At 73.1% G+C, this 24,859-nt stretch carries 28 protein-coding genes; 16 read left to right on the top strand and 12 right to left on the bottom strand.

Annotated features, from left to right (window positions below):
- Positions 1–346: 346 nt before the first annotated feature.
- Entirely contained in the window at positions 347–1,777 is a 1,431-nt protein-coding gene (gene proP, locus ACZ6AA_RS32405) for a glycine betaine/L-proline transporter ProP (RefSeq protein ID WP_468449465.1), read from the top strand.
- Positions 1,778–2,164: 387 nt separating this feature from the next.
- On the top strand, positions 2,165–2,839 hold the full coding sequence (locus ACZ6AA_RS32400) for an O-methyltransferase (RefSeq protein WP_468449466.1): 675 nt from the start codon (positions 2,165–2,167) through the stop codon (positions 2,837–2,839).
- Positions 2,840–2,890: 51 nt separating this feature from the next.
- On the opposite strand, the gene ACZ6AA_RS32395 is transcribed toward ACZ6AA_RS32400, so the two are convergent.
- Positions 2,891–3,286, bottom strand: coding sequence for an FHA domain-containing protein (locus tag ACZ6AA_RS32395; RefSeq protein ID WP_471461960.1), 396 nt, complete (start codon positions 3,284–3,286; stop codon positions 2,891–2,893).
- Between the two features lie 107 nt (positions 3,287–3,393).
- Here ACZ6AA_RS32395 and ACZ6AA_RS32390 point away from each other — a divergent pair, with 107 nt between their 5' ends.
- The 3 genes from ACZ6AA_RS32390 to ACZ6AA_RS32380 all read left to right on the top strand — a co-directional run bounded on the left by ACZ6AA_RS32390 (position 3,394) and on the right by ACZ6AA_RS32380 (position 4,722).
- Positions 3,394–3,798 (top strand): DnaJ family domain-containing protein, encoded by a 405-nt coding sequence (locus ACZ6AA_RS32390; RefSeq protein ID WP_471461957.1) that lies wholly within the window; start codon positions 3,394–3,396, stop codon positions 3,796–3,798.
- Positions 3,799–3,862: 64 nt separating this feature from the next.
- Positions 3,863–4,207, top strand: coding sequence for an antibiotic biosynthesis monooxygenase family protein (locus tag ACZ6AA_RS32385; protein ID WP_468449468.1), 345 nt, complete (start codon positions 3,863–3,865; stop codon positions 4,205–4,207).
- 5 nt (positions 4,208–4,212) lie between these two features.
- A complete protein-coding gene (locus ACZ6AA_RS32380) occupies positions 4,213–4,722 on the top strand; it encodes a GNAT family N-acetyltransferase (protein WP_468449469.1) in 510 nt (169 codons plus the stop codon).
- A gap of 142 nt (positions 4,723–4,864) precedes the next feature.
- Here the strand turns inward: ACZ6AA_RS32380 and ACZ6AA_RS32375 are convergent, their stop codons facing one another.
- Positions 4,865–6,913 (bottom strand): DHA2 family efflux MFS transporter permease subunit, encoded by a 2,049-nt coding sequence (locus ACZ6AA_RS32375; protein WP_471461950.1) that lies wholly within the window; start codon positions 6,911–6,913, stop codon positions 4,865–4,867.
- A gap of 124 nt (positions 6,914–7,037) precedes the next feature.
- On the opposite strand from ACZ6AA_RS32375, the gene ACZ6AA_RS32370 reads away from it, so the two are divergent.
- Positions 7,038–8,057: a peptidoglycan-binding domain-containing protein gene (locus ACZ6AA_RS32370; RefSeq protein WP_468480938.1), complete on the top strand. Its 1,020-nt coding sequence runs from the start codon at positions 7,038–7,040 to the stop codon at positions 8,055–8,057.
- A gap of 54 nt (positions 8,058–8,111) precedes the next feature.
- Here the strand turns inward: ACZ6AA_RS32370 and ACZ6AA_RS32365 are convergent, their stop codons facing one another.
- The gene (locus ACZ6AA_RS32365; protein WP_468449472.1) at positions 8,112–8,768 is read right to left on the bottom strand and encodes an HAD-IA family hydrolase; all 657 of its coding nucleotides are present in this window, start codon (positions 8,766–8,768) and stop codon (positions 8,112–8,114) included.
- Positions 8,769–8,912: 144 nt separating this feature from the next.
- Complete coding sequence (locus ACZ6AA_RS32360) at positions 8,913–9,491, bottom strand: TMEM165/GDT1 family protein (RefSeq protein ID WP_468449473.1); 579 nt, start codon at positions 9,489–9,491, stop codon at positions 8,913–8,915.
- A 530-nt stretch (positions 9,492–10,021) separates the two neighbouring features.
- Here ACZ6AA_RS32360 and ACZ6AA_RS32355 point away from each other — a divergent pair.
- From ACZ6AA_RS32355 to ACZ6AA_RS32340, 4 genes are all read left to right on the top strand, one after another.
- On the top strand, positions 10,022–10,669 hold the full coding sequence (locus ACZ6AA_RS32355) for an HNH endonuclease family protein (RefSeq protein ID WP_468449474.1): 648 nt from the start codon (positions 10,022–10,024) through the stop codon (positions 10,667–10,669).
- Between the two features lie 120 nt (positions 10,670–10,789).
- On the top strand, positions 10,790–12,481 hold the full coding sequence (locus ACZ6AA_RS32350; protein ID WP_468450150.1) for an alkaline phosphatase D family protein: 1,692 nt from the start codon (positions 10,790–10,792) through the stop codon (positions 12,479–12,481).
- A 198-nt stretch (positions 12,482–12,679) separates the two neighbouring features.
- Positions 12,680–14,692: an FAD/NAD(P)-binding protein gene (locus ACZ6AA_RS32345; protein WP_471461938.1), complete on the top strand. Its 2,013-nt coding sequence runs from the start codon at positions 12,680–12,682 to the stop codon at positions 14,690–14,692.
- 71 nt (positions 14,693–14,763) lie between these two features.
- Positions 14,764–15,225, top strand: coding sequence for a DoxX family protein (locus tag ACZ6AA_RS32340; RefSeq protein ID WP_471461935.1), 462 nt, complete (start codon positions 14,764–14,766; stop codon positions 15,223–15,225).
- Between the two features lie 111 nt (positions 15,226–15,336).
- Here ACZ6AA_RS32340 and ACZ6AA_RS32335 read toward each other — a convergent pair whose 3' ends face one another.
- Positions 15,337–15,879, bottom strand: a complete 543-nt coding sequence (locus ACZ6AA_RS32335; RefSeq protein ID WP_468449477.1) for a superoxide dismutase family protein — start codon at positions 15,877–15,879, stop codon at positions 15,337–15,339.
- A 275-nt stretch (positions 15,880–16,154) separates the two neighbouring features.
- Between ACZ6AA_RS32335 and ACZ6AA_RS32330 the strand changes: the two genes are divergently transcribed.
- Positions 16,155–16,775 carry a DedA family protein gene (locus ACZ6AA_RS32330; RefSeq protein ID WP_468449478.1) on the top strand — a complete coding sequence of 207 codons (621 nt, stop codon included), beginning with the start codon at positions 16,155–16,157 and terminating at the stop codon, positions 16,773–16,775.
- A 72-nt stretch (positions 16,776–16,847) separates the two neighbouring features.
- Here the strand turns inward: ACZ6AA_RS32330 and ACZ6AA_RS32325 are convergent, their stop codons facing one another.
- On the bottom strand, positions 16,848–17,072 hold the full coding sequence (locus ACZ6AA_RS32325; protein WP_468449479.1) for a DUF2277 domain-containing protein: 225 nt from the start codon (positions 17,070–17,072) through the stop codon (positions 16,848–16,850).
- Positions 17,073–17,203: 131 nt separating this feature from the next.
- On the opposite strand from ACZ6AA_RS32325, the gene ACZ6AA_RS32320 reads away from it, so the two are divergent.
- From ACZ6AA_RS32320 to ACZ6AA_RS32310, 3 genes are all read left to right on the top strand, one after another.
- The gene (locus ACZ6AA_RS32320) at positions 17,204–17,575 is read left to right on the top strand and encodes a hypothetical protein (RefSeq protein WP_471461928.1); all 372 of its coding nucleotides are present in this window, start codon (positions 17,204–17,206) and stop codon (positions 17,573–17,575) included.
- A gap of 198 nt (positions 17,576–17,773) precedes the next feature.
- Positions 17,774–18,076 carry a hypothetical protein gene (locus ACZ6AA_RS32315; protein WP_468480935.1) on the top strand — a complete coding sequence of 101 codons (303 nt, stop codon included), beginning with the start codon at positions 17,774–17,776 and terminating at the stop codon, positions 18,074–18,076.
- A gap of 137 nt (positions 18,077–18,213) precedes the next feature.
- A complete protein-coding gene (locus ACZ6AA_RS32310; RefSeq protein WP_471461925.1) occupies positions 18,214–18,945 on the top strand; it encodes a hypothetical protein in 732 nt (243 codons plus the stop codon).
- On the opposite strand, the gene ACZ6AA_RS32305 is transcribed toward ACZ6AA_RS32310, so the two are convergent.
- The gene (locus tag ACZ6AA_RS32305) at positions 18,915–19,865 is read right to left on the bottom strand and encodes a GlxA family transcriptional regulator (RefSeq protein ID WP_471461922.1); all 951 of its coding nucleotides are present in this window, start codon (positions 19,863–19,865) and stop codon (positions 18,915–18,917) included. The genes ACZ6AA_RS32310 and ACZ6AA_RS32305 overlap by 31 nt on opposite strands.
- Positions 19,866–19,919: 54 nt before the next feature.
- Positions 19,920–20,819, bottom strand: coding sequence for a S1 family peptidase (locus ACZ6AA_RS32300; protein ID WP_471461919.1), 900 nt, complete (start codon positions 20,817–20,819; stop codon positions 19,920–19,922).
- Positions 20,820–20,994: 175 nt separating this feature from the next.
- Here ACZ6AA_RS32300 and ACZ6AA_RS32295 point away from each other — a divergent pair, with 175 nt between their 5' ends.
- On the top strand, positions 20,995–22,050 hold the full coding sequence (locus tag ACZ6AA_RS32295; protein WP_471461917.1) for a GlxA family transcriptional regulator: 1,056 nt from the start codon (positions 20,995–20,997) through the stop codon (positions 22,048–22,050).
- Between the two features lie 134 nt (positions 22,051–22,184).
- Complete coding sequence (locus ACZ6AA_RS32290; RefSeq protein ID WP_468449486.1) at positions 22,185–22,421, top strand: hypothetical protein; 237 nt, start codon at positions 22,185–22,187, stop codon at positions 22,419–22,421.
- A 156-nt stretch (positions 22,422–22,577) separates the two neighbouring features.
- Here the strand turns inward: ACZ6AA_RS32290 and ACZ6AA_RS32285 are convergent, their stop codons facing one another.
- From ACZ6AA_RS32285 to ACZ6AA_RS32270, 4 genes are all read right to left on the bottom strand, one after another.
- Positions 22,578–22,877, bottom strand: a complete 300-nt coding sequence (locus ACZ6AA_RS32285; protein WP_468449487.1) for a hypothetical protein — start codon at positions 22,875–22,877, stop codon at positions 22,578–22,580.
- A gap of 160 nt (positions 22,878–23,037) precedes the next feature.
- Positions 23,038–23,301: a hypothetical protein gene (locus ACZ6AA_RS32280; protein WP_471461913.1), complete on the bottom strand. Its 264-nt coding sequence runs from the start codon at positions 23,299–23,301 to the stop codon at positions 23,038–23,040.
- 262 nt (positions 23,302–23,563) lie between these two features.
- On the bottom strand, positions 23,564–24,220 hold the full coding sequence (locus ACZ6AA_RS32275; protein WP_471461911.1) for a class I SAM-dependent methyltransferase: 657 nt from the start codon (positions 24,218–24,220) through the stop codon (positions 23,564–23,566).
- Between the two features lie 239 nt (positions 24,221–24,459).
- The coding region (locus ACZ6AA_RS32270) for a transposase (protein WP_471461908.1) at positions 24,460–24,859 on the bottom strand (400 nt) is incomplete at its 5' end.

Here is a 24,859-nt window from a genome sequence, read left to right as displayed (position 1 = left end):
CAGTCACACCCGCTTTCTACCGGCTTTTGTGCGCCGGTGCCCAACCGCCCCGCTGCGACCGTGCTGCTCGGTGGCCGTTTTCGGGGCGGGCCCGGGGCCGGTTCCCCCGATTCCACGGGACTCATCCAGGCAAGGACGGCGGGACCCCCCCTGCCCGGTTCCCCCTCCCGGACGCGACATAGATCACATGAGGCCCATGCCGCCCCCGTCGGAAGTAACCCTGTTTGGCCTGAATACAGCGCGATTGCGGACCCTGCGCGATCACTTCCGCACCCCCCGTAATGATGGTTACTGCACCTAAGGTCACCGGGTCCTTGTCGTCCACGAAAGGCAGGCGAGCGAGCCCTTGCCGACCGCGCAACACGTCGGACCCCGCACCCCCGCGGCCCCCTCCCCCACCGGTCCCGGCCCCGCCCCCGCGGCGGCGTCCCGGCCCGCCGCGGAAGCCACCGTCACCGACCCCGTGCTGGTCAAGCGCGCGGTGAAGGCCGCCGCGCTCGGCAACGCCATGGAGTGGTTCGACTTCGGGGTCTACAGCTACATCGCGGTCACCCTCGGCAAGGTCTTCTTCCCCTCCGGCAACCCCACGGCCCAGCTGCTCTCCACCTTCGGCGCCTTCGCCGCGGCCTTCCTGATCCGGCCGCTCGGCGGCATGGTCTTCGGCCCCCTCGGCGACCGCGTGGGCCGCCAGAAGGTGCTCGCCCTCACCATGATCATGATGGCGGCGGGCACGTTCGCGATCGGCCTGATCCCCTCGTACGCCACCATCGGCGTCTGGGCGCCGGTGCTGCTCCTGGCCGCCCGCCTGGTCCAGGGCTTCTCCACCGGCGGTGAGTACGCGGGTGCCGCCACGTTCATCGCCGAGTACGCGCCCGACAAGAAGCGCGGCTTCCTCGGCAGTTGGCTGGAATTCGGCACCCTCGCCGGGTACATCGGCGGCGCGGGCCTCGTGACCCTGATGACGGCCCTGCTCTCCAGCGACGACCTGCAGTCCTGGGGCTGGCGCATCCCGTTCCTGATCGCCGGGCCCATGGGCCTCATCGGCCTCTACCTCCGCATGCGCCTGGAGGAGACCCCGGCGTTCGCCGCGCAGCTGGCCAAGGCCCACGAGGACGAGCAGTCGCGGCCCAAGGTCCGGCTCCGGGACCTGGTGGCCGGTCAGTGGCGGGCCCTGCTCCTGTGCGTCGGCCTGGTCCTGGTCTTCAACGTCACCGACTACATGCTCCTGTCGTACATGCCGAGCTACCTCACCGGTGAGCTGGAGTACGACGAGACGCACGGGCTGCTCGTCGTGCTCGTCGTCATGGCCCTGATGATGTGCGCCCAGCCGTTCGTCGGCGCCCTGACCGACCGTGTCGGCCGCCGCCCGGTCATCGCCGCGGGCTGTGCCGGGTTCCTGCTCCTGTCCGTCCCCGCCCTGCTCCTGATCCGCGACGGCTCCCTGTGGGCCATCGGCCTCGGTATGGCGGCACTCGGCCTGCTCCTGGTCTGCTTCACCGCGTCCATGCCCGCCACCCTTCCCGCCCTCTTCCCCACCCCCGTCCGCTACGGCTCCCTCTCCATCGGCTTCAACGTCTCCGTCTCGATCTTCGGGGGCACGACCCCCCTGGTCGTCACGGCCCTGATCGGCGCCACGGGCGATGTGATGATGCCCGCGTACTACATGATGGCGGCGGCGGTGGTCGGCGGCGTGGCCGTCTGGTACCTGAAGGAGTCGGCGGGCCGCCCCCTCCCGGGCTCCCCACCGGCGCTGGAGGCCCGGGCCGACCCGGCCTGACCGGCAGCCCGGCACCTCCAGCCCCGAAGGGGGCACCCCCGCATCGCGCTCCGCGCTCGTCCTCAAACGCCGGACGGGCTTTCCCCCACCCACCCGCCCCCACCCATACTTCGGCCGGGCTGGCCCGCACCGCCTGCCCGGCGCCATTCAGCCCGCCTCGGCGAAGCCTTCAACCCGCCGCGGCGAGGATTCCAACCCACCGCGGCGAACTTTCCAGCCCGTCCGGCGTTTGAGGACGAGGCGCGGAGCGCCGATTCGGGGGCGCCCCCGGCCCACGGCAACGGGACACCCACCCCCGGGGTCCAGGGGCGGAGCCCCGGTTTCGGGAAGGGGCGGGGTTGGGGAATGCTCAGCGCAGCGCCGTCCGACCCCAAGGAGCAAGCCCGCATGAGCCCCGACCCCACCCTCTGGGACACCGTCGACCACTACTTCACCGACCTCCTCACCCCCGCGGACCCCGCCCTCACCACCGCACTCCAGGACAGCGAAGCGGCCGGCCTGCCGGCCATCGCCGTCGCCCCCAACCAGGGCAAACTCCTCCACCTCCTGGCCCAACTCCAGGGCGCCCACCGCATCCTGGAGATCGGCACCCTCGGCGGCTACAGCACGATCTGGCTGGCCAGGGCCCTCCCCGCCGACGGCCACCTGATCACCCTGGAGTACAGCCCCGAACACGCCGAGGTGGCCCGAGCCAACCTCGCCCGCGCCGACCTCGACAAGATCACCGAGGTCCGCACGGGCCCGGCCCTGACCTCCCTGGCCGCCCTGCACGACGAGGCCCAGGCCCCCTTCGACCTGGTCTTCATCGACGCGGACAAGGCCAACAACGCGAACTACCTGGAGTGGTCCCTCAGGCTGACCCGCCCGGGCAGCCTGATCATCATCGACAACGTCGTCCGCGGCGGCGCCGTCACCGACGCCACCAGCGACGACCCGAACGTCCGCGGCACCCGCGCCGCCCTGGACCTGATCGCGAGCCACCCGAAGCTGGACGGCACGGCGGTGCAGACGGTCGGCACGAAGGGCTACGACGGCTTCGCGCTGGCCCGCGTACTGGACTGAGAGACGGCGACCGAGAGACGGGCTCCGAGCCCGCGCCGCCGCTCGATCCTCTCAATCCTCGTGGTAGAAGCCCACGTTGACGCTGCGCGGCCCCGACCGGTCCTGCACGACGACCTCACCGGAGCCGCCCCGGGGCAACGGCGTCGTCCCTCCGTAAGCGAGGGGCACCGCCGTCCCCCCGGCCAGGATCCGCACCTCGGACGCCGGGTCGGGCTGGGAGCCGCGCACCCAGGTCACCGTCCACGCGCCGTCGACGCGACAGCGGAACTCCAGATGCGTACGGGAGACGAACAGCCAGTCCTGCGGCGGCACGAGCCGGCACACGGCGCGGTCGCGCCCCACACGGAGCACCGCGCCGGGCTCGCTCGGCTCCTCCGCGAGCAGCATCCCGGCGGTCGCTCCCGCGTCCGACACCCCCGACACCATCGCCATGGTGAGTTCAAGCACCTGGGTACCCCCTGACCCGAAGTCCGGACAACCGGCCGCATCCTAGCCCCGCGGTGTTGCGGGCCCGTGGCTCCGCGCCGCCGGGGGCCCTCTGCCACCATGGTCGTATGACTGAACGGAAGCCACCGGGAGTCAACTTCGAGTCCTGGGTCGACAAGCAGATCCGTGAGGCGGAGGAGCGGGGCGACTTCGCCGCCCTGCCCGGACGCGGCAAGCCCCTGCCGGAGGATCCCGGGGCGGCGTACGACGAACTGTGGTGGGTCAAAAGGAAGCTGGCCCGTGAGGGCATGGGCGTCCTGTCCCCGACCCTGGCCCTGCGCAAGGAGGCCGAGGACGTCCTCGCGGCCGCCGCCGAGGCCCCCTCGGAATCCATGGCCCGCCGCCTGGTCACCGACCTGAACGACAAGATCCGCGAGGCCCTGCGCACCCCGCCCCCCGGCCCGCCGCTCGGCCTGCGCCCCTTCGACGTCGACGAGGTCGCCCGGGACTGGCGGCGGCGGCACGAGGCCTGAGCCCCACGGGTGCGTTGCCGGGGCGGGCGTCACGCCCGCGCGGGCGTGCGCGACGATGGTCCCCATGAGCATCGTGAAGATCAACGTCCTGACCGTGCCCGCGGAGCAGCGCGAGGTCCTTGAGCGCAGGTTCGCGTCCCGCGCGGGAGCCGTCGAGAGCTCGGACGGCTTCGAGTGGTTCGAGCTGCTCCGCCCCGTCGAGGGCACCGACCAGTACCTGGTGTACACGCGCTGGCGCGACGAGGCGGCCTTCCAGGCGTGGATGGAGGGCCCGATGAAGGCGGCGCACCAGGGCGGGGGCGGCGGGCAGGCCGAGGGCGAGCGCCCCAAGCCGGCGTCGTCCAGCTCCGCCGTCTGGACCTTCGAGGTGGTCCAGCAGGCGGCGCCGGTGGCCCCGGAAGGGGACTGACCCCCATGCACACCACGTCCTCCTGGGCCATAGCCCCCGAACCGGTCGACTCGGCGGTGGCCGTCGCGCTGTGGCGCGCGTACTACACCGAGGTCAGCGACCGGTGGTACGAGCTGCACGAGGGGCGCGCCACCGACCCCGCCGAGCTGGAGCGTGAGATCGCGGCGGACGCGGGGGCGGGGCTCACGCCGCCCCGCGGTGTGCTGCTGGTCGCCCGCTGGGACGGCGAGCCCGCGGGCACGGCAGGGGTGCGCCTCGTGGACGACGGCACGGCCGAGCTGACGCGTGTGTTCGTCGCGGCGGGGCTGCGCGGCAAGGGCGGCGGCTCGGTGCTTCTCGGCGCCGCGGAGGAGGCCGCCCGCGGGCTGGGGGCGACCCGCGTCCGCCTCGACACCCGGAACGACCTGGTCGAGGCGCGGGCCCTGTACGCGCGGCACGGGTACGTGGAGGGGCCGCGGCACAACTCCGACCCGTACGCGGAGCATTGGTTCCGCAAGGAGCTGTCAGCGGGGTAGGGCACCACGGCGGACGCCAGGCGCTCCGCTGGAGGTGCGGCGACATGCCGTCGATCGTCTGCGGCACCGACGTGGCTGGTCGCGCAGTTCCCCGCGCCCCTTCAGGGCGCGGCCGAACCGCAGCCGACTTCGCCAGCCCCGCTTAGCGGACCGGCCCCCGGCCTCCGGAGGGCCGCTCCGCGTCCGACCCGCACATCTGTGCCCCCAACTCCTCGACCAGCTGCATGAGATCGGTGGGCCGCCCTGGCCCCCACCAGTCCCCGAGCAGCTCCGCGAGCGACTCCTCCCGGGCCTTGGCGAGGTTCTCGGCCACCTCCCTGCCGGATTCGGAGAGGCGCAGGCCGAGGCCCTGGCGGATGGCCAGGCGCCGTTCCTCCAGTTGCCGGGAGGCCTGCGTGACGACGGCGAGGGGGATCATGCTGCGCTCGGCGAGCGTGGCCGGTTCGACGTGCCCGTGCCGGGCGATCCGCAGGAGCATCCAGCTGGCGGCGGGCAGCAGGTCGTACCCGGCCCGCCGGGTGATGCGGACGTACACCTCGCGCCGCCCCTCCCGCGTCCCGAGCAGGGACAGCGCGCGTGCCACCTCGTCGTAGGAGGACCGTTCGACGGGGTTGCTGGCAAGGGTCTGGGTGGGGTCGGGCGCGGTGACGGCCCCGCGCAGCCGGTCCTCGCGCAGGAACCAGGCGAGGACGAAGGCGACGAGGGCGACCGGCGCCGCGTACAGGAAGACGTCGGTGATGGCGGACGAGTAGGCGTGCAGCACTCCGGGCCGCAGCCCGGCGGGCAGTTCGGCGATGCCGCGCGGGTCGGCCTTGAGGGAGTCGGTGGTGACGCCGGCGGGCAGGTCCTGCCCGCGCAGGGCGTCGGTGAGCTTGTCCCCGAGCCTGCTGGTGAACACGGTGCCGAAGATGGCGACGCCGAACGACGCGCCGATGGACCGGAAGAACGTGGCGCCGGAGGTGGCGACGCCGAGGTCCTCGTAGCCGACGGCGTTCTGCACGATGAGGACGAGGACCTGCATGACGAGGCCGAGGCCGAGGCCGAAGACGAAGAAGTAGGCGCTCATCTCGCCGGTGGGGCTGTTCTCGTTGAGCTGGTGCAGCAGGAGCAGGCCTAGGGTGGTGACGGCGGTGCCCGCGACGGGGAACACCTTCCAGCGCCCGGTGCGGCTGACGATCTGCCCGGACACGGTCGACGCGAGCAGCAGCCCGACGACCATGGGCAGCATGTGGACGCCGGACATGGTCGGCGAGACGCCCTGGACGACCTGGAGGAACGTCGGCAGGTAGGTCATCGCGCCGAACATCGCGAAGCCGACGACGAAGCTGATGACGGCGGACAGGGTGAAGGTGCGGATCCGGAACAGCTTCAGCGGGATGACGGGCTCCGCGGCCTTGCGCTCCACCGCCACGAAGCACACCGCGAGCACCGCGCCGAGCACGGCGAGCCCGATGATCTGCGGCGAGCCCCAGCTCCAGGTCGTACCGCCGAGCGATGCGACGAGGACGAGGCAGGTGGCGACGGAGGCGATCAGGAAGGTGCCCAGGTAGTCGATGACGTGCCGGGCCCGGCTCGCCGGGATGTGCAGCGCGGCGGCGATGACGACGAGCGCGACGACGCCGATGGGCAGGTTGATGTAGAAGACCCAGCGCCAGCTGAGGTGCTCGGTGAACAGCCCGCCGAGGAGCGGCCCGAGGACGCTGGTCGCGCCGAAGACGGCGCCGAAGAGGCCCTGGTACTTGCCGCGTTCGCGGGGCGACACCAGGTCTCCGACGATCGCCATGGACAGCACCATGAGGCCGCCGCCGCCGAGGCCCTGCAGCGCCCGGAACCCGATGAGCTGCGGCATGTTCTGGGCGACGCCGCACAGCGCCGAGCCGATCAGGAAGATCACGACGGCGGTCTGGAAGAGCTTCTTTCGGCCGTACTGGTCGCCGAGCTTGCCCCACAGCGGGGTGGCGGCGGTCGCGGCCAGCATGTACGCGGTGACGACCCACGACAGGTGGTCGAGGCCGCCGAGGTCGCTGACGATGGTCGGCAGCGCGGTGGAGACGATGGTCTGGTCGAGGGCGGCGAGGAGCATGCCGAGGAGCAGGGCCCCGATGGAGACCAGTACGCCGCCGCCCACGTGCTCCGGAGGTCCTTTGCCGGGCCGCGGCCCGGCCGGGCGGGTGCTCACGTCCTGCGTCATGGACACCTCCTGCGGTGCTTCCCACCTTCCATCGTGGTCCGAGTCATCCGTTATGGCCTGTCGAGCCGAGTCGCTGCATACTCCTTCAGAGCTCTGCGGAGCCGGCGAGGGAGGGGAGCACGCGATGAGCGAGGCGAACGGACGGGCCGGACGACGCCGGGAGCCCGAGGGGTCCGGGGGTGCCCGGGGGCCCGAGGGAGTGGCGGGTGCGGCGGAGGCCGCAGGTACGCCGGGCACGGCAGGCGCGGCGAGCCCGGCAGGCGCGGACGGGCCGGTGTGTCCCGGCTGCGGCACGCCCCGCCCGCCGAGGGCCGCCCCTTCCTGCGGCTGCGCGCGCGAGGCCGCGGACGCCGCCCTGGAGACCCGGTCCGCGGAGGCGGCCGCGGCGGAGGACTTCGATCCGATACGCATACGTCCCTACGTGACGCTGCCGGAGCCGTCGGCCCCCTTACCCGCGCTGTCGTCGGCACCGCTGCCGCCCCAGGTGCCCGTGGCCGCGGACGCCACGCCCGCCGAGGCCGCGGCCGGGCCGGAGCGGTCCGCGCGGCGGGGGCGGGGGGCGCTGTTCGCCGGGGCGGGCCTCGTGGTCGCGGCGGCCGCGGTGTTCACGGGCGGGGTGATGTCGGGGGACGCCGGTGACGGGGCGGGCGGCGACGGGGGCGGCACGGACCGCGCGCTGCCGGACCTGGCGGACAACACCCCGGACAGGGCCTCCAAGGAGCCCGCTCCGCGCACCGTCCCGAGGGCCGCACCGGCCCCCTCGCCCCCCCGCTCCACGCCGACCCGCACCCCGTCGGCCACGGCACCGCGCTCGGTGCCGGTACGACGCAAGTCCCCGGCGCCCTCGCCCTCACCCTCGCGCACGACGGCCCGCGCCACGGGTTCGGTGGGCCCGCCCCCGTCCCGCACCCCGGCCGCCGCGCCCACCCTGCGCAGCGGCGACCAGGGCCCCGAGGTCGCCGAACTCCAGCACCGATTACGCCAGTTGTCCCTCTACTCCGGCCCGGCGGACGGCCGCTACACGCCCCCGGTGACCGATGCAGTGTCCCGCTACCAGCGGGCCCGGGGCATCAAGACGGACCCCCGGGGCACCTACGGCCCGGCGACAAGAAGATCCCTGGAGTCCGAGACCGACTCCCCCTAGCCGACGGCGCTCCCGAGCCGACGGCACTCCCGGCCCAGGAAGGGCCACCCGGCCTCACCCGAACGAAAGCGTCAGAATCCCCGCGTCGGCGGAGACCCGCACCTGCCTGAGGTCGTCCACCCACACCGTGGGCTCGTACTCCCCGGCCCGCGGGCCGACCCCGACGACCCGCATCCCGGCGGCCCGCCCGGCCGCGATCCCGGCGCCCGAGTCCTCGAAGACCACGCAGTCGGCGGGGTCGAACCCCAGCTCGGCGGCGCCCTTGAGGAACCCCTCGGGGTCGGGCTTGCTGGCCCCGACGTTCTCGGCGGTCACCCGCACCTCGGGCAGCGTGAGCCCGGCCGCGGCCATCCGCCCGGTGGAGAGCCCCACGTCGGCGGACGTGACGAGGGCGTGCGGCAGCCCCGCGAGGGAGGCCATGAACTCCGGCGCGCCCGGTATGGGCACGACGCCGTCCATGTCGGCGGTCTCGCGCGCCAGCATCTCGCGGTTCTCGGCGTAGTTCTCGGCCATGGGCCGCTCGGGCAGCAGCAGGGCCATGGAGGCGTATCCCTGCCGCCCGTGCACGACCTTCATCACCTCGTCGGCGTCGAGGCCGTGCTTGGCGGACCACTGCCGCCAGCAGCGTTCGACGACGGCGTCGGAGTTCACGAGGGTGCCGTCCATGTCCAGGAGGAGGGCTCGGGCGGTCAGGACGTTCGCAGCCGTCATCGGCGTACTCCAAGGGAAGGGCCCGCACACGGAAGGGGAAGACAAGGCGGCTCCGCCCGCCGGTCAGGGAGTACGGGCGAAGCCACTTTGTTCCCCCACGGTACAAAACAAGCCCCACGAGCGCCAATACCGCAGGTCAGCCCCTTATGCGATCGCCTCGTAGAGGCTCCACACCCCGAGCGCCAGCATCAGCATCGCCGCGATCTTCGTGATGAGGGCCAGCGGCACCCGCTTCATCAGCGCCTTGCCGCCCACGATCCCGAGGCCCGCGACCGCCCACAGCGCGAGCACCGCGCCGAGGCCCACGGACAGCGGGTCGTCGTACCGCGCCGCCATGTTGGCCGTCATGATCTGGGTGAGGTCGCCGAACTCCGCGACCAGGATGAGCATGAAGCCCGCCCCCGAGACCCGCCAGAAGCTCTGGTCCTTGGGGGCCTTGACCTGCTCGTCGTCATCGTCCCTCTTGAGCAGCAGCATCGCCGCGCCGCCGAGGAAGAGGACGCCGGTGAGGGCGTGGACCAGTTGCTGGGGCAGCAGGGTGAGCACGCTGCCCGCCGCCACGGCGAGCACCACGTGCACGGCGAACGCGGCGGCGACGCCCACGAAGACGTACGAGGCGCGGTAACGGGTGCCGAGGACGAGCCCGGCCAGCGCTGTCTTGTCGGGCAGTTCGGCAAGGAAGACGACGCCGAAGACGAGCGCCGTCACGCTGATGCTGATCAAGGTTCCTCAATCGGTCGGGCCGCCCCACCGAGAGTTCCGCAGCCTTCGCGTACGACACCTCGGCACGGCAGCGCTCGGTGACGTACACGGAGGTGTACGTCTGGCACTGCTGGCCGAAGGTCTCGCTGGCCGCCCACATCCGTGGGCTGCCTCCGGGCGCCGGCTCAGAACGAGCTGAGCAGTATGTCGACGGTCCGGCGAAGAGCTACTCCCCTTCTGCTCCGACCATCGTACGCGACCCGCACACCGCCCCGGCCAGGGACTTTCGGCCCGGGCCCGCCGTGACCGGAGCCACATTCGCTCCGGCGCCCGACCCGGCGATCCCCCGCGAACCGGAGCAACCCGTGCGGGGCAATTCCCCCGAAACGCCAACTTCCGCCCCGGCGCGCCTCCATGACGAGGCGCCAGAACCCTTGATGTTTACAGGTGATTGACGCGACCCTGTCACCCGGTACACACCTCGGGGCAACCCGAGCGCACCAGCATGGCCGCCCCACCGGTCAATGTCCCCCCACATCAAGGGAGTTCGCATGCCCGCAATCTACGCGCGTCACCGTCTCGCCGCCCTGGGCGCCGTCGCCGCGCTCGCCTCCGCCGCGACCCTGCTGTCCGGCTCCCCCGCCCAGGCCGCCCCGCCCACCCCGGTCAGCGCCGCCACCGCCCGCACCTACCTCGGCCAGCTCACCGTGGCCCCCGAGGGCTCGTCCGACGGCTACAGCCGCGACAAGTTCCCGCACTGGTCCACCCAGTCCGGCGCCTGCAACACCCGCGAGGTCGTCCTCAAGCGCGACGGCGAGAACGTCCAGCAGGACGGCAGCTGCGCCGCCGTCTCCGGCACCTGGAAGTCCCCCTACGACGGCGGCACCTGGACCGCCGCGTCCGACGTCGACATCGACCACGTCGTCCCGCTCTCCGAGGCCTGGAAGTCCGGCGCCAGCGGCTGGACCACCGCCCGGCGCGAGGGCTTCGCCAACGACCTGGGCCAGCCCCAGCTCATCGCCGTGACCGACAACGTCAACCAGGCCAAGGGCGACAAGGACCCGGCGAAGTGGCTGCCGCCCACCACCTCGTACCACTGCTTCTACGCCCGGATGTGGGTGGACGTGAAGCAGCACTACGGCCTCACCGTCGACTCCGCCGAGAAGAGCGCGCTCAGCTCCATCCTGAACGGCTGCTGAGCCGCGCGGGCGGCCGCTGATCCCGCCTGATCCCGCCCCAGGCCGGTCCGCTTGCGCGGAACCGTCCCGCCCGCCTCCGTCGTTCCGTACCGTACGGGGCGACGGAGGAGGGTGATCACTGTGGCGCGGCTGCGTCTGGGTCCACTGCTGAGGTACGTCGACGGCGCGCGGGCGACCGTCTGGGTCGAGGCCGACCGGCCCTGCACGGCCGAGGTGCGCTGCGCCGACGGCACGCGCGGCGCGGCCCGGACCTTCCAGGTCGCCGGGCACCACTACGCCCTGGTGCCGGTCGAGGGGCTACGCCCCGGCACCGACACGGCGTACGAGGTCACGCTCGACGACACTCCCGTGTGGCCGCTGCCCGACTCGCCGTTCCCGCCGAGCACGATCCGCACGCCGGGCGGGGACGGGGCCGACGCCCTGCGGGTGACCTTCGGCTCCTGCCGGTGGGCCGCGCCGCCCGCCAAGACGTCCCACCTGCACGACCTGGGCCACCGGGGCGGAAGGGACACCGGCAAGGAGCACGACCCGGTCGGCCCCGACGCCCTCGACACCCTCGCGGCCCGCATCGCCGCCGACCCCGCCGCCCCGCGCCCCGACGTGCTCCTGCTCCTCGGCGACCAGGTGTACGCGGACGAGGTCTCCCAGGCCACCCGCCGCTGGCTCGCCGCCCGCCGCGACCTCTCCGAACCCCCGGGCGACCAGGTCGCGGACTATGAGGAGTACACCCACCTCTACTACGAGTCCTGGCTCGACCCCGAGGTGCGCTGGCTGCTCTCCACCGTCCCCAGCTGCATGATCTTCGACGACCACGACGTCATCGACGACTGGAACACCAGCGCCTCCTGGCTCGCCGAGATGCGCGCCACGCCCTGGTGGCGCGAGCGCATCCTCAGCGGCCTGATGTCGTACTGGGTCCATCAGCACCTGGGGAATCTCTCGCCCGAGGAACTGGAGCGCGACGAGCTGTTCGCGGCCGTGCGCGCCGCACCCGACGGCACCGACGCCCTGCGCGCCCACGCGGCCGCCGCGGACGCCGACCCCACGGCCGCCCGCTGGAGCTACCGCCGCGACTTCGGCCGCGTACGCCTGCTGATGGTCGACACCCGGGCCGCCCGCGTCCTCGACGAGGACAAGCGCGCCATGCTCGACCCCGGCGAGGCGAGCTGGCTGCGCGAGCAGGCCCTGGAGGGCGGCTGCGACCACCTCCTGATCGGGACGTCCCTGCCGTGGCTGCTCCCCCATCTCATCCACGACGCCGAGGGCTGGAACGCCGCCCTGTGCCGGGGCGAGCGCGGCGCCCGCTGGGCCCGCTTCGGCGAGGACCTGCGCAGACGCGCCGACCTCGAACACTGGGCCGCCTTCCCCACGTCCTTCGACGCCCTGGCCGCCCTCATCGCCGAGGCGGGCTCCGCGGCGGACGCGCCCGCGACGGTGTGCGTCCTGTCCGGCGACGTCCACCACGCGTACGTCGCCGAGCCCACCTGGCCCGCGGGCGGCGGGCCCGACGCCCGCGTCCTGCAGCTCACCTGCTCGCCGGTGCACAACTCCATCCCCGCCTCGATAAGGGTCGGCTTCCGGTTCGGCTGGAGCCGCGTGGGCCGCGCCCTCGGCCGCCGCTTCGCCCGGCACGGGCGGCTCCCGCGCGCCGCCGTGAACTGGCGCAGGACGGGCGGCCCCTGGTTCGGCAACCACCTGATGACGCTGACGCTGCGCGGGCGCTCGGCGGAGCTGCGCCTGGACCGGGCGCGGGCGGAGAAGGGCGGCGGGGAGCGCCTGGAGACGGTGGAGCGGACGACGCTGACGCCGTGAGTCCCGTGCGTCCCGTGTGCGCGGTTGCTGTGGGTACGGGTGGGACGGGGCGAACCTCCCACGGGTAGCGGTGATGTCCGCCTTGGCCGTGACTCAGGACACAACCGGATGGAGATCCTCCGAAGCGGGCTTCGGCAACGGTGTCCGCGGCGGCATGATGAGCCGGTCCTCGCCCCGTCCGTACCGGGAGTCACGCTCTTGTCTGCTGCTGCGACCGTCGACCACTCCATAGCCGTCGTCGGCGCGGGGCCGCGCGGCACCAGCGTCCTGGAGCGCCTGTGCGCCTCGGCCGCCGAGCTGCTGCCGCCGGGGGCGCGGCTGACGGTGCACATGGTCGATCCGGCGCCGCCGGGGCCCGGGCGGGTCTGGCGCACCGCCCAGTCACGGGAGCTCCTGATGAACACCGTGGCCTCCCAGGTGACGCTGTTCACCGACGCGAGCGTCGACTGCGCGGGGCCGATCAGCCCGGGCCCGAGCCTGTACGAGTGGGCGGCACGCGGGCACATACCGGGGCTCGGCCCGGACGACTACCCGACGCGCGCCGACTACGGCCGCTATCTGGAGTGGTTCTTCGCCGAGACGGTGCGCGCCGCCCCCGGCTCCGTCCGCGTCCGCACGCACGCGGCCCGCGCGATCCGCCTCGACGACACCGACGGCACCGACGGGGGCGCGGGGACCCTCGTCCTCGACGACTCCCGGGAGATATCCGGGCTCGGCGCCGTCGTCCTCGCGCAGGGCCACCTGCCCGACACCGCCGACCGCGAACGGGCGGAGCTGTCCGCGTACGCCGACCGGCACGGCCTGCGCCACGTCCCGCCCGCCAACCCCGCCGACGTCGACCTCACCGCGGTCGCCCCGGGCGAGCCGGTCCTGCTGCGCGGGCTCGGCCTGAACTTCTTCGACCACATGGCGCTCCTGACGTCGGGGCGCGGCGGGCGCTTCGTACCCGACGGGCGGGGCGGGCTGCGCTATGTGGCCTCGGGCAACGAGCCGCGCCTGTACGCCGGTTCACGGCGGGGCGTGCCGTACCAGGCGCGCGGCGACAACGCCAAGGGCCCCTACGGGCGGCACCGGCCCGCCGTGCTCACCCCGGAGGCCATCGCCCGCTTCCGCAAGCGCGCCGACAGCGGGGACGCGCCGGACTTCCTGACCGAGGTCTGGCCGCTGGTCGCCAAGGAGGTGGAGACCGTCCACTACGAGGCGCGGCTCGCTGCGGCCGGAGCGGCGGGGCGGGCCGCCGCCTTCCGCGACCGTTTCCTCGACACCGCGCACGGCAGCCCCGAGGAGTCCGCCGTCCTGGACGCGTTCGGGTTCGCCGCCGACGACCGGTGGTCCTGGGAGCGCCTCGCGCGCCCGTACGCGGGGCGGGTCTTCCGCTCGCCCGGGGACTTCCGCGGCTGGCTGCTCGGGCACTTGCGCGAGGACGCCGCGCAGGCCGCCCTCGGCAATGTCGCGGGGCCGCTCAAGGCCGCCCTGGACGTGCTCCGCGACCTGCGCAACGAACTGCGGCTCGTCGTCGACCACGGCGGCCTCGCGGGCGCGTCGCGCCGGGCCCATCTGGACGGCTGGTACACGCCGTTCAACGCGTTCCTGTCCATCGGCCCGCCCCGGCGGCGTATCGAGGAGTTGACGGCGCTGATCGACGCGGGGGTGGTGGAGGTGCTGGGGCCACGGCTCGAAGTGCGGTGCGGGGGCGAGGAGTCCGCCGGGGCGTTCCACGCGCACTCGCCGGACGTGCCCGGGTCCGGGGTGCGGGTGACCACCCTGGTGGAGGCGCGGCTGCCCGAGCCCGATCTGCGGCGCACCGGGGACGCGCTGCTCGCGGAGCTGCTGCGGTCGGGCCGGTGTCGCCCGCACACCGTCGACGGCCACGAGACGGGCGGCCTCGACGTCACCCCGCGCCCCTACCGCCTGCTCGACCGCAGGGGCCGGGCGCACGCGCGGCGGTTCGCGTTCGGGGTGCCGACGGAGGGGGTGCACTGGGTGACGGCGGCCGGGGCGAGGCCGGGGGTGGACTCGGTGACGCTGTCCGACGCGGACGCGGTGGCGCGGGCGGCGCTGCGGGCGGTGACGGGGGGCGGGTCGGCTGCGGCTTCGGCCGGGGCGGTGGCGGTTCCGGCCGGGCCGCTGAACTCCGGGGACGCCTGCGACGGCTGGATACCGCCGATTCTCACGAAACACTCAGATGTTGAAGTTGCAAGTACTAATTAGGCGGACCTAATCTTGGGTCTTCGATCGGTTCCCGTCCCCAAACCGAGTCAAGACCGAAGGAGTCCCCCACCATGACTGGACGTCTCAACAGCGCCCAGCCCTATGCCCTCGGCCTGTTCCGCATCGTCGTCGGCCTGCTCTTCGCCTGCCACGGCGCCGCCTCGCTCTTCGGCGTCCTCGGCGGCACGGACGGCGGCGGCGGCATCGTCGACGCGGGCACCTGGCCGGGCTGGTACGCGGCCGTCATCCAGCTCGTCGGCGGCAGCCTGGTCCTGCTGGGCCTCGGCACCCGCGCCGCCGCGCTCGTCTCGTCCGGCTCGATGGCCTACGCGTACTTCAAGGTCCACCAGCCGGAGGCCCTGTGGCCGATACAGAACGGCGGCGAGGCCTCGGCGATGTTCTGCTGGGTCTTCCTGCTCCTCGTCTTCACGGGCTCCGGCGCGTTCAGCCTCGACCGCGTGATCGCGGCGACCCGCGGTGAGCGGGGTGCGAAGGCGACGACGGACGCGGAGCGCACGCCCGTCGCGGCCTGACGCACCGAACCTCATCGCGGCCCGACCCGCGGTCCGCCTGAGCGGCGCCCCCTTCTCCGTACGTGGTTCCCGGTACGGAGGAGGGGGCGCCTTCATGTCCGCCGCGGCGGCCTACGCGCGCGGCGCGAACGGCACCGTGAAGCAGGCCACCCGGTCCCCCGCGCCGCCCTGCTCCCGGTGGAGCACCACCGACGACGCCCCACCCGGCCGGAAGCCCCACGCGTGGACCGCCGCCGCCTTCCCCGAACCATCCGGCTGTGCGGTGAAGTCCAGCCACACTTCGTTGGCCGGATTGACGTAGGCCGGATCCTTCGAGGGCTGCACGGGGTCACGGCGGTGCTGGTAGTGGCCGCCCGCCGCGGCCGGGTCCGTACCGCACGGCTTCTGGTGCACGTGCACGCCGTACGCGTGCCCCGGCTTGACGCCCCGCACCCGCAGGGCGACCCGGGTGCCGGACCGTTCGTGGCGCTGCGTCACCTCGATCCGGGCGCCCGGCGGCACCAGTTGCCGGTCGTAAGTCAGCGCGGGCGACAGCATCTTGGACGGCGCGAACCGTCCCTTCGCGCGCACGCAGTCGCCACCCTCGTTCGGTACGCCGCCGCTCGCGGCGAGCACGGCGGCCGCCACGGCCGCGGCGAGTATCCCTGCCACCATTGTCGAGTTCTCCCCTTCTCCTACATGTCGACTTGTCTGCGATTGAGCGCCCGATATGCACACTCCTGCTCCGTTCGTACGGGACTTCAGGGGTGCGCGCCGCGTCGGGAAGGGCAGCCGGGTGAACGTGATGTAGCGAACATCTGAGCCCCCAGTGGATCTACGGCCGGAGGCGCGGCGTACGCTGTACAGCTGTTATCAGGCCGCCACCCGCCGCTCCCGCGAACATCGCGGCGACGAGTTGCCGACTGGGGAGTAACAACGGGGGAGTTTCGGTGTTGGAGAGTGTGGGGGCGCTGACCGGCAGCCCATGGATCTACGCGGTCGTGGCCCTCTCCGTCCTGTTCGACGTCTTTCTGCCGCTGCTGCCGAGCGGTGTGCTCGTCATCACCGCGGCCACGGCGGCGGCCGCCGCCGGTTCCGGCACCGGGCGGGTCCCGCACGACGTGCCGGACATCCTGCTGCTCATGCTCTGCGCCGCGACGGCGTCCGTGCTCGGCGACCTCGTCGCGTACCGCATCGCCTGGCGCGGCGGTGAACGCCTCGACCGTGCCATCGCCCGCTCCCGGCGCCTGACCAGCGCGCAGGAACGGCTCGGCACGGCGCTCGCGCGCGGCGGCGGCGTCCTCGTCGTCATCGCCCGCTTCGCGCCCGCGGGCCGCTCGATCGTCTCGCTCGGCGCGGGCGCGGCCCACCGCCGGGTGCGCGAGTTCCTGCCCTGGTCGGTGCTCGCGGGCGTGGCCTGGGCCGGATACAGCGTGGGCCTCGGCTACTTCGGCGGCCAGTGGCTGGGCGCGACGTGGCTCGCGACCGGCGTCTCGCTCCTCGCGCTGTTCCTGGCGGGGGCGGGGGCGGCGTTCCTGGTGCGGCGGCCGAGGGAGTCGACGGCGGGCTAGGGCCTGCCCGAGGGTGTACGAGCCGTAGGTCCCGCTCCCGCGGGAACCTACGGCTTCGCGCGTTTCCGGCCCCTAGGAGGCCGCGCGCGCCCCGCGCACCTCGATGTGGGCGAGCAGGTCCGCGGTGGCCTCGGCGACGGCGTCGACGGCGCGTTCGAAGACCTCGCGGTTGTGGGCGGCCGGGGCGCGGAACCCGGAGACCTTGCGCACGTACTGGAGCGCGGCGGCCCGGATCTCGTCGTCGGTGGCCTTCTCGGGGATGGCGGGCGGGCGGAGAGTCTTGATGCTGCGGCACATGCCTCCAGCTTCGCGCGTACGCGGCCCTGACGGGAACCGATCACAAAAAGCGGGCCACAGCCCCGACCGACACACCCCCCACACCCCCGTACCACTCGCCCCACGAATTCGAACAGGAGTACCATTACGGGGTGCCCCCAACCCCCGCGTACGCGTTCCCGAGCGACCTCCTCGCCGGCCAGGAGGAACTGCACCAGGTCAGGTCGGAGCTGCACTCCCTGCTGCGGCGGCTGCCCTGGTCGGTCGAGCCCCTGGACGGCTTCAGCGACGACAACGGCTGGCGGAAGGTCGAGCGCCCCGCCTCCCCGGGCTGGACGCCGGACGATCAGGCCGAGGTCGAGAAGCTGCGCTCACGGGAGCGGGAGCTCGCGGTGTTCGTGAGCTGCCACCGCTTCTGGGAGCAGGTTTCGGGCCCGGACACGGTGGATACTCGGATGTTGCTCAAGCACGCGCACGAACACACCGGGGAAGCCGCGTCCGGCACCTCCGCCGAGGAGCATTGACAGGCGGTGGCGGCGGGCGTTGACTCCCGGTACGAGGGCCGAACGAGCCCTCGTACGACCCCGTGACAGCGGGCCCGCGCTCCGGAGCCGCCCCCGCCCCGCGCCCGTGCGGTCCCTGTCAACGATCACACCTGTCATCGATCACAACTGACGCCGAGCGACCCAGGCTGCCCGCGTCCAGCGTGCGGAGGTTCAGCCATGAACGTACTGATCGTCGCCGTACTAGCCGTCCTGATCGCCCTGGGCTTCAAGCAGCCCCTGCTGTGGGTGGCCGCCGCGGTGCTCGTCTACTTCCTCGTCCGCCGTCACGACGGCGGCCACGCCCGGCCGCCGGGACCCGTGGGCGGCGGGGTCGGCGCGGGCGCCGGGGGCGGCTCCGGCGGCGGGGGTGGGGGCACCCCCTCCTCGTACCGCGACTACCGCATCCGGCGGGACCGCCAGGAGCGCTGGGACCGCAGGTACCGGCGCTCGCATCCGGCGGCGCAGCAGCGTCGCGGGTAGCGGTCGGCGCGCCGCTCGGCCGCCGGTAGTGGTCAGCGCGGCCGCTCACCGGTCCGGGTGACAAGGCGCTTAACGCGGCGGTCCGTGGGGAGGGTGCGCATGCACCGCGCACCGAACCAGCCCCAGGAGCCGCCCGCATGCGCCGAGAAGCCACCTCCCGAGAGCCCCTGGAGGCGGGGGCGCGAGCCGGGCGAAGCGGCGACGCGCGTCCCGGTCGTCCCCGACCGGCGCAGGCCGTCGGGCGCGCGCACCTGTCCGTACCGGAGCTGCGCCCGAAGCTGCCCGAACCAGGCCCGCGCCCGCGCCTTTCCGCACCGGGCCCCCGCCCGCACCCGTCCCTCCCCCGCCTCCGCACCCTCGCGGCCCTCCCCCTGCTGATGCTCACCGTCCTGGCCGTCGGGTGCGCGCCGTCCGCCGGGCGGACGTCCTCACTGGCGCCCGACGACATGATCAAGGCGGCGCAGCAGCAGCTCACCGAGACCTGTCTGACCCGCAAGGGCCTGACCCCGCCGCGCCCCGGCAGCCGCCCGGCGTCCACGGCCGAGCAACAGCGGGTGACACGGGCCCTGTTCGGCACCGGCCGCGCGGAGCTGTCCCTGACGCTGCCCACCGGCCACTCGGTGCGCGCCCACACCGACGGCTGTCTCGCCTCGGCCCAACGCACCCTGTACGGCGACCAACGGCGCTGGTTCCGCGTCTCCACGGTCGTCAACAACTTCAAACCGGAAGCCGCCTTCCGCGACCAGCCGCTCACCGAGATCCGCGACCGCCACCGCACCGACCTCACCGAGTGGCGCCGCCTGCGCGCCCGGGCCCTGATCAACGCGAAGGCCCACCTTCAGTCGGAGTCGCACCGGGCCGCGCGGTAGCCGCGGGGCGTCACGCCGGTCGCCTCGCGGAAGTGCCGGCGGAAGCCCGCCGACGAGCCGAACCCCACGCGCGCGGCGATGTCCTCGATCGTGGCGTCGTCGTGCTCCAGGAGGTGGCGCGCCCGGTCGAGGCGGACGCGCAGCAGGTACTGGAGCGGGCTGAGCCCGGTGAGCGCGCGGAACCTGCGGTCGAGCGTGCGGGGGCTGAGGCGGGCGTGCGCGGCGATGTCGGCGAGCGTGAGGGGCCGGTGCGCGGATGCCTCCAGCCAGCGGACGGTCGGCTCCAGGCCGCCGGTCTCAGCGAGCGCACGGTCCAGTTCGGCGCGCGCGGCCTGCGCCTCGTCGGACACGGGCAGGACGAGCTGCCGGGTGGTCGCGGCGGCCACCGCGGGGCCGTGGTCCTCCTCGACGATCCGCAGGCACAGGTCGAGCCCGCCGAGGAACCCGGCCGACGTCCGGAACGGCCCGTCCACGACGAGCGTCCCCGCCGGGTCGACGGCCACCTCCGGGTGGCGCGCGGCCAGTTCGGGGACGTGACTCCACTCGGTCGTGGCCCGGTGGCCGTCGAGCACCCCGGCCGCGGCGAGCGTGAACGTGCCGGTGCCCACGGCGAGCACCCGGCTCCCCCGGCCGACGGCCGCGCGCAGGGCCTCGGCCACCCCCGGCGGCGGCTCCGCCCGGAACCCGTCGTGCCCGGCCACCAGCACGGTCCCGGCCCCGTCCAACCCGTCGAGCCCCCGGTCCGCGGTGACGGTCAGCGGGGCGGGGCGGGCGGTGGTGACGGTGCCCGGGACCGCGCAGACCCGCAGCTCGTACGCGGCCTCGGGGGCGCTGCGGACGACGGCGTCCAGGACCAGACCGGGGGTGGTGAGCTGGTGGGCGGGGACGCCGTCGAGGACGAGCAGCGCGATGACTGACATGCCCGGCATTATCCGCATCCGCCGGGAGCCACCGAACGCGCCGCCCGCCCGACGTCAGCGCTGGGAGGCGATCGTCTTCTCGATCCACTTCTTGTACGCGGGCACGGAGGTGTAGATCCCGGGGCCGCCCGCGCAGCGCCGGTCGACGGCCGCGTCGCCGTCGCCGGAGGTGGCGCCGACGAGCTGCCAGCGCCCGCCGACGCGCTGGATCTGCGGCCCGCCGGAGTCACCGTTGCAGGCCATCGCGTCGCGGACCAGGCTCTGCGTACACAGCTCCGTCCTGCCCTTGATGTCGAGGCACTTGTCGGCCGCGGCCCTGCGGGTGTCGAGCTGCTGGAGGCGCTCGGAGAACCTCCACTCCTCCAGGTCGGTGCTGTCGACCGTCGTACCGAAACCGAGGATCCGGGTGTGCGCGCCGACCTTCGGGGCGTGGTCGGCGACGCGGATCGGGGCGTGGCGGGTGACGGGGCGGTCCAGGCGGAGCAGGGCGATGTCGTCGTGGGAGCGCTTGTCGCCGCCGATGTCGTAGGCGGGGTGGACCACCTTCTTGACGATGGTGCGCACCGTGCCGCCGGAACTCAGCCGGTCGCTGCCGACGCGGACCTTCCCGGTCGGACGGGCCACGAAGTCGTCCTGGGCGCAGTGGGCCGCGGTGACGACCCACTCGGGGTCGATCAGGGTCCCGCCGCACACGCCCTTCAGCTTGCTGCCGTCCTCCTGCTCCACGGTCATCGGGATCGACACCATGAACGGGTACGCCTTGGTGGCGTCCTTGCCGCCGACGATGGCCTGGGCGCTGCCGGTGAGGCCGGTGGCGCACAGGGCGGTGGCCGCGCCGACGGCTCCGAGGCCGCCGAGGACGCGCCGGGCCGTACGGGACGGACGGGAGGCCGAGGTCGAGGCCGAGGTCGAGGCCGACTGGGCGGGGGTGGCCGGAGTGGCTGGAGTAGACATGGAGGTGCCCTTCGCCTGATGCGTGTGCTGAGTAAATGGGTGAACAGCCGGGGTGAACGGGCGGACGGCCCGGGGCATCCACGTCGCCCGGTCCCCGCCTCGTGTTCCTCCATGCTCCGTGGGACGGGGGGCCGGGAAAAAGCGTCCTGCTGCCACCGTGGGCTAAATTCTGGCCATGCCCACGATCGCCCTGCTCGCGCTCGACGGGGTGCCCGCGCCCCAGCTCAGCACGCCGGCGCTGATGTTCGGTGCGGCGTCGCGGACGTTCTACCGCCGCCCGCCGTACGAGCTGCGGGTGTGCGCCGCGCGGGACGCGATCACCACAGCTCCGCCCGGCCCGTTCCGGGTGACCCCGGAGCGGGGCCTGGACGGCCTGGCGGACGCGGGGACGGTGCTCGTGACGGGGTACGGCGCGTGCCCCGACCCGCCTCCCGCCGACGTACTGACCGCACTGCGGGCGGCGGCCGACCGAGGTGCCCGCATCGCGACGATCGGCACCGGCACCTTCGCCCTCGCGGCGACCGGCCTCCTCGACGGCCGCCGCGCCACGACGGCCTGGTCCCACGCACCGGAACTGGCCCGCCGTCACCCCCGGATCGAGGTCGAACTCACCGACTGGCCGGTCACCGACGGCCAGTTCCTCACCTCCTCGGGCGTGCTCGGCGGCAAGGACGTCTGCGTACGCATCATCGAGGAGGACCACGGCAAGGAGGCGGCCCAGGAGGCCGACCGCCAACTCTTCCTGATGCTCCCGAACCCGTCGGAGGCACTGCGCGCGGACGCGCCCACCGGGGCGCGAGCGGACACTCTCGCCGCGGCACGGGCGGACACCCCCACCAGCGCGCGAGCCGACGAACCCCCGGCCCCCGACACCACCACCCCCCTCACCCCCACCACGACCTGGCTGGAGTCCAACCTCCACCGCCCCCTGACCCTCGCGGACATCGCGGCCCACGCGCACACCAGCGTCCGCAGCCTGAACCGAAGCTTCCGCGTCCACACGGGCCTGACCCCGCTCCAGTACCTCCTGCGGGCCCGCGTACGCCACGCCCAGTGGCTCCTGGAGCACACGGACACCCCCGTGGAACACATCCCGGCCCGCACCGGCCTCGGCACCCCCGCGAACCTCCGCCACCACTTCCAGCGCCTCAACGGCACCACCCCCATCGCGTACCGCACGGCGTTCCGCACCCTGGTGGGCCTTTTCGCCCCGGCGGACGAGCCGAAGTAGCAGCCCCCGCGCCCGAGTTCACCGACGACAGCACGTCGGCACCCACTTCGATGGGTTCCCCCGCTGTTCCCGCCCGATCACACCCACCGCGCCGCTACGCTCCGGGCCCTCGACACCCGTCCCCGGGGGGACCCATGCGCCGCTCGACCATCTTCATCCCCGCCTCCACCCTCACCATCGCAGCAGGCATCACCGGCCTCGTTCTCTGGCTGAACCACTCCTCGTACGAGGACCGCGTCGAGGGCTGCGCCCAGGCCCTGGAGAAGCAGTACGCCGAGGGCGGCGAAGGCCGACCGGGCACGTGCGACGGGGTCAAGAAGGACGACTACACCGCGCTGGTCGCCGACGCCGACGGCACCGGCGGCCCGTAGCGGCAACGCTGCCCACCCACTCGGCGCGCCTTGAGACGCGGCCGTGGTGTCGCAAGCACTGACGCAAGCACCATGCCCGGTGCGCAAGTCTGGCGTCCTGAACCGCGCAGCGGGCGGCCCTGGGGGTTGAAGTCCCAGGGCCGCCCGTGGCATATCTCAGATCGTGTAGGCGGTCCAGCCGATGGTCTCCGTGGTGTGCTTGCCGTCAGCCGACACGCCCCCGCCGAGGATCTCGTTGAGGCGGATGCGGAACCCGGTGTTACTGACGTTGTGCAGCCGGACGCCCGGTGTTTCGGGGCCGTTGAAGGTTTGCACGGTTACCTGCACGATCACGTCCGAGCCTGCCGGGAACGGGGTGGGGAAGTTGACCTGCTTGAAGGTGTCGATCTTGCCGCCCACCGTCTCAGTGGAGTTCGGTGAGTCCAGAGCCAGCTTGCCGCTTTGAACCATGCTCATGGCATTACCCCTTCGATTCCGCCCTCCGAAGGCACCGACTGGCACCCCGGCTGCCGCTGTAAGGAGGCTGCCGAGTCAAGCGCCGTGCGCACAGTCGAGGAAAGGCTCTTTCCCGACAGCTTCGTGAGCCATGACCAGGACCACGCGGACGAAATCACGCCTACAAGCTCAGTAACGGGAGGTCCCCGTCGCCGACGAGCCAACGGCCGGGGAGGTCGTGCGCCGCCTCGAGGATGTCCGCCAGGACGTGAAGGAGGACATCCACGGAGTCGTCGCGCTCGTCGGCCACAAGGTCGATGGAGAGATTCTGCGGCTGGGTCAGGAAGCGCAGGACGAGCGGCACACCGTCCTCGTGGCGCGGGTCGTCAAGCTGGAGGACCAGCTCGCCGAGGCAGGCCGCAGAGCTGTCCCGCGACCTGCGCACCGCCAACTCCGCTCGGGACGCGCTCGCGAGGCAGGTGCAAGGCCTCGGCGAGAAGCCGGTGGCCGGGCCGCCCGGCGACCCCGACGCCCTAGTGCGCCGACGCGACGGCGCCCCCGACCCCGGCGACGATCCGCCGCCGCAGGCCGCCGCGTTGGACCCCACCCGACGCCAGTACGCATGAACACGGGCCCCCTTCCGCCTTCGGGTGGAAGGGGGCCTTCGTCGTGTCCGGGGTAAGAGCCGTGTCACCGATCCTGCTGGCTTATTGTGCGGTGGCCTCGACGGTGTCCTCCGACTTGCGGGCCAGCAAGTGGGCGTCGAGGAAGCCCCGCTCAGAGGCCGGGTCGTGGAGCAGCCGCGCGAACGTGACGAACCCGGACCGGGCCAGCAGCTCGGCGAACCGGTCCGCCGGCCAGCTATAGGCGGGCGTCACCTTGTGGTCGAAGCGGAGCGGCTCAGGCCCCTCGGTCCCAAAGAAGGACACCAGGAGCAGGCCCCCTGGTGCCAGGACACGCGCCTGCTCGGCGAGCAGCGCGGGCAATTCCCCAGGCGGGGTATGGATCATCGAGTAGTGGGCCAGCACGCCGCCGAGCGCGCCGTCCTCGACTGGCAGGGCCTCCATGCGCGCCTCGTCGAACTGTAGCGCCGGATGGGCCCGCCGGGCGTGGTCGACCATGGCTGGGGAGAGGTCGAGCCCGAAGGCATCCAGCCCCAGGTCATGCAGCATGGCCGTCAGATGTCCGGGCCCGCAGCCGACATCGGCCGCCCGCGGGTTCCCCGTCCCGCGCACGAGCTCGGCGAAGGTGCCGATCATGTTCCGCGAGAACGGCTGCGTCTCCAGCCGGTCAGCGAACATCGACGCATACAGCTCGACGACCCCGTCGTAGGCCGCCCTGGTCTCGTCCTGGTGCTCCGCCACGGGAAGGAAGTTAACACCCGCCGTTCGCAGCTGTTCTCCCACCTCGTGCCGAATCCCGCGCCCGTCGCCGCAGACGCTCTCGCTACCACGACAAGACCACCACCCGGCTCCGCAACGAGGCCGGTGGGACCCGGAGCCGATACACCGTTGGCAACCACAGTCGGTCACCAACTGGCTGGGTTCCTCGGGAAACCGGCGACAGTTGATTAGGCGATCACACCAGTAAGACCCCTATTCGGTCACGCGGCGAGGGAGAGGTCGAGTCGGGCAAGGCGGCTGACGCGGGTGCGGTCGAGCGGGTGGCCGTTCCACCAGGCATCGAGGCGGATGAGGTTGAGCGCAACGGCGGAGAAGACGTGCTCCAGGTGGGTCTTCTGGAGACCGAGGTAGCGGGCACGTCTCATCCCGGTGACCGCGACGGCCTGGTGGATGGTTCCCTCGATGCCCGCGCGGGTTCCGTACCTGGCTCGCCACTGCTCGTCGTCCTGCTGGAGGCGGGCATGGTCGAGGACTTCTTGCAGCTCGCGGGGTTGCAGGGAGAGGGTCCGGCCGCCGGTCTTCGAGCGGGTGCACTCGTCGCGCACCGGGCAGGGGCGGCATGTCTCCTTGTCGAACTTGATGACGATGGCCTTGGTACCG

The sequence above is a fragment of the Streptomyces sp. NPDC040610 genome, from assembly GCF_055594065.1.
Note: the sequence above shows the minus strand (reverse complement) of the source record. Positions and strands in the feature narration are given on the sequence as shown.

Bases quoted from the DNA above. Each gene is read 5' to 3' on its own strand.
- ACZ6AA_RS32400 (WP_468449466.1), top strand. From the start codon at position 2,165: ATGAGCCCCGACCCCACCCTCTGGGACACCGTCGACCACTACTTCACC.
- ACZ6AA_RS32390 (WP_471461957.1), top strand. From the start codon at position 3,394: ATGACTGAACGGAAGCCACCGGGAGTCAACTTCGAGTCCTGGGTCGAC.
- ACZ6AA_RS32385 (WP_468449468.1), top strand. From the start codon at position 3,863: ATGAGCATCGTGAAGATCAACGTCCTGACCGTGCCCGCGGAGCAGCGC.
- ACZ6AA_RS32380 (WP_468449469.1), top strand. From the start codon at position 4,213: ATGCACACCACGTCCTCCTGGGCCATAGCCCCCGAACCGGTCGACTCG.
- ACZ6AA_RS32375 (WP_471461950.1), bottom strand. From the start codon at position 6,913: ATGACGCAGGACGTGAGCACCCGCCCGGCCGGGCCGCGGCCCGGCAAA.
- ACZ6AA_RS32370 (WP_468480938.1), top strand. From the start codon at position 7,038: ATGAGCGAGGCGAACGGACGGGCCGGACGACGCCGGGAGCCCGAGGGG.
- ACZ6AA_RS32365 (WP_468449472.1), bottom strand. From the start codon at position 8,768: ATGACGGCTGCGAACGTCCTGACCGCCCGAGCCCTCCTCCTGGACATG.
- ACZ6AA_RS32355 (WP_468449474.1), top strand. From the start codon at position 10,022: ATGCCCGCAATCTACGCGCGTCACCGTCTCGCCGCCCTGGGCGCCGTC.
- ACZ6AA_RS32340 (WP_471461935.1), top strand. From the start codon at position 14,764: ATGACTGGACGTCTCAACAGCGCCCAGCCCTATGCCCTCGGCCTGTTC.
- ACZ6AA_RS32335 (WP_468449477.1), bottom strand. From the start codon at position 15,879: ATGGTGGCAGGGATACTCGCCGCGGCCGTGGCGGCCGCCGTGCTCGCC.
- ACZ6AA_RS32325 (WP_468449479.1), bottom strand. From the start codon at position 17,072: ATGTGCCGCAGCATCAAGACTCTCCGCCCGCCCGCCATCCCCGAGAAG.
- ACZ6AA_RS32315 (WP_468480935.1), top strand. From the start codon at position 17,774: ATGAACGTACTGATCGTCGCCGTACTAGCCGTCCTGATCGCCCTGGGC.
- ACZ6AA_RS32310 (WP_471461925.1), top strand. From the start codon at position 18,214: ATGCGCCGAGAAGCCACCTCCCGAGAGCCCCTGGAGGCGGGGGCGCGA.
- ACZ6AA_RS32305 (WP_471461922.1), bottom strand. From the start codon at position 19,865: ATGTCAGTCATCGCGCTGCTCGTCCTCGACGGCGTCCCCGCCCACCAG.
- ACZ6AA_RS32300 (WP_471461919.1), bottom strand. From the start codon at position 20,819: ATGTCTACTCCAGCCACTCCGGCCACCCCCGCCCAGTCGGCCTCGACC.
- ACZ6AA_RS32295 (WP_471461917.1), top strand. From the start codon at position 20,995: ATGCCCACGATCGCCCTGCTCGCGCTCGACGGGGTGCCCGCGCCCCAG.
- ACZ6AA_RS32290 (WP_468449486.1), top strand. From the start codon at position 22,185: ATGCGCCGCTCGACCATCTTCATCCCCGCCTCCACCCTCACCATCGCA.
- ACZ6AA_RS32285 (WP_468449487.1), bottom strand. From the start codon at position 22,877: ATGAGCATGGTTCAAAGCGGCAAGCTGGCTCTGGACTCACCGAACTCC.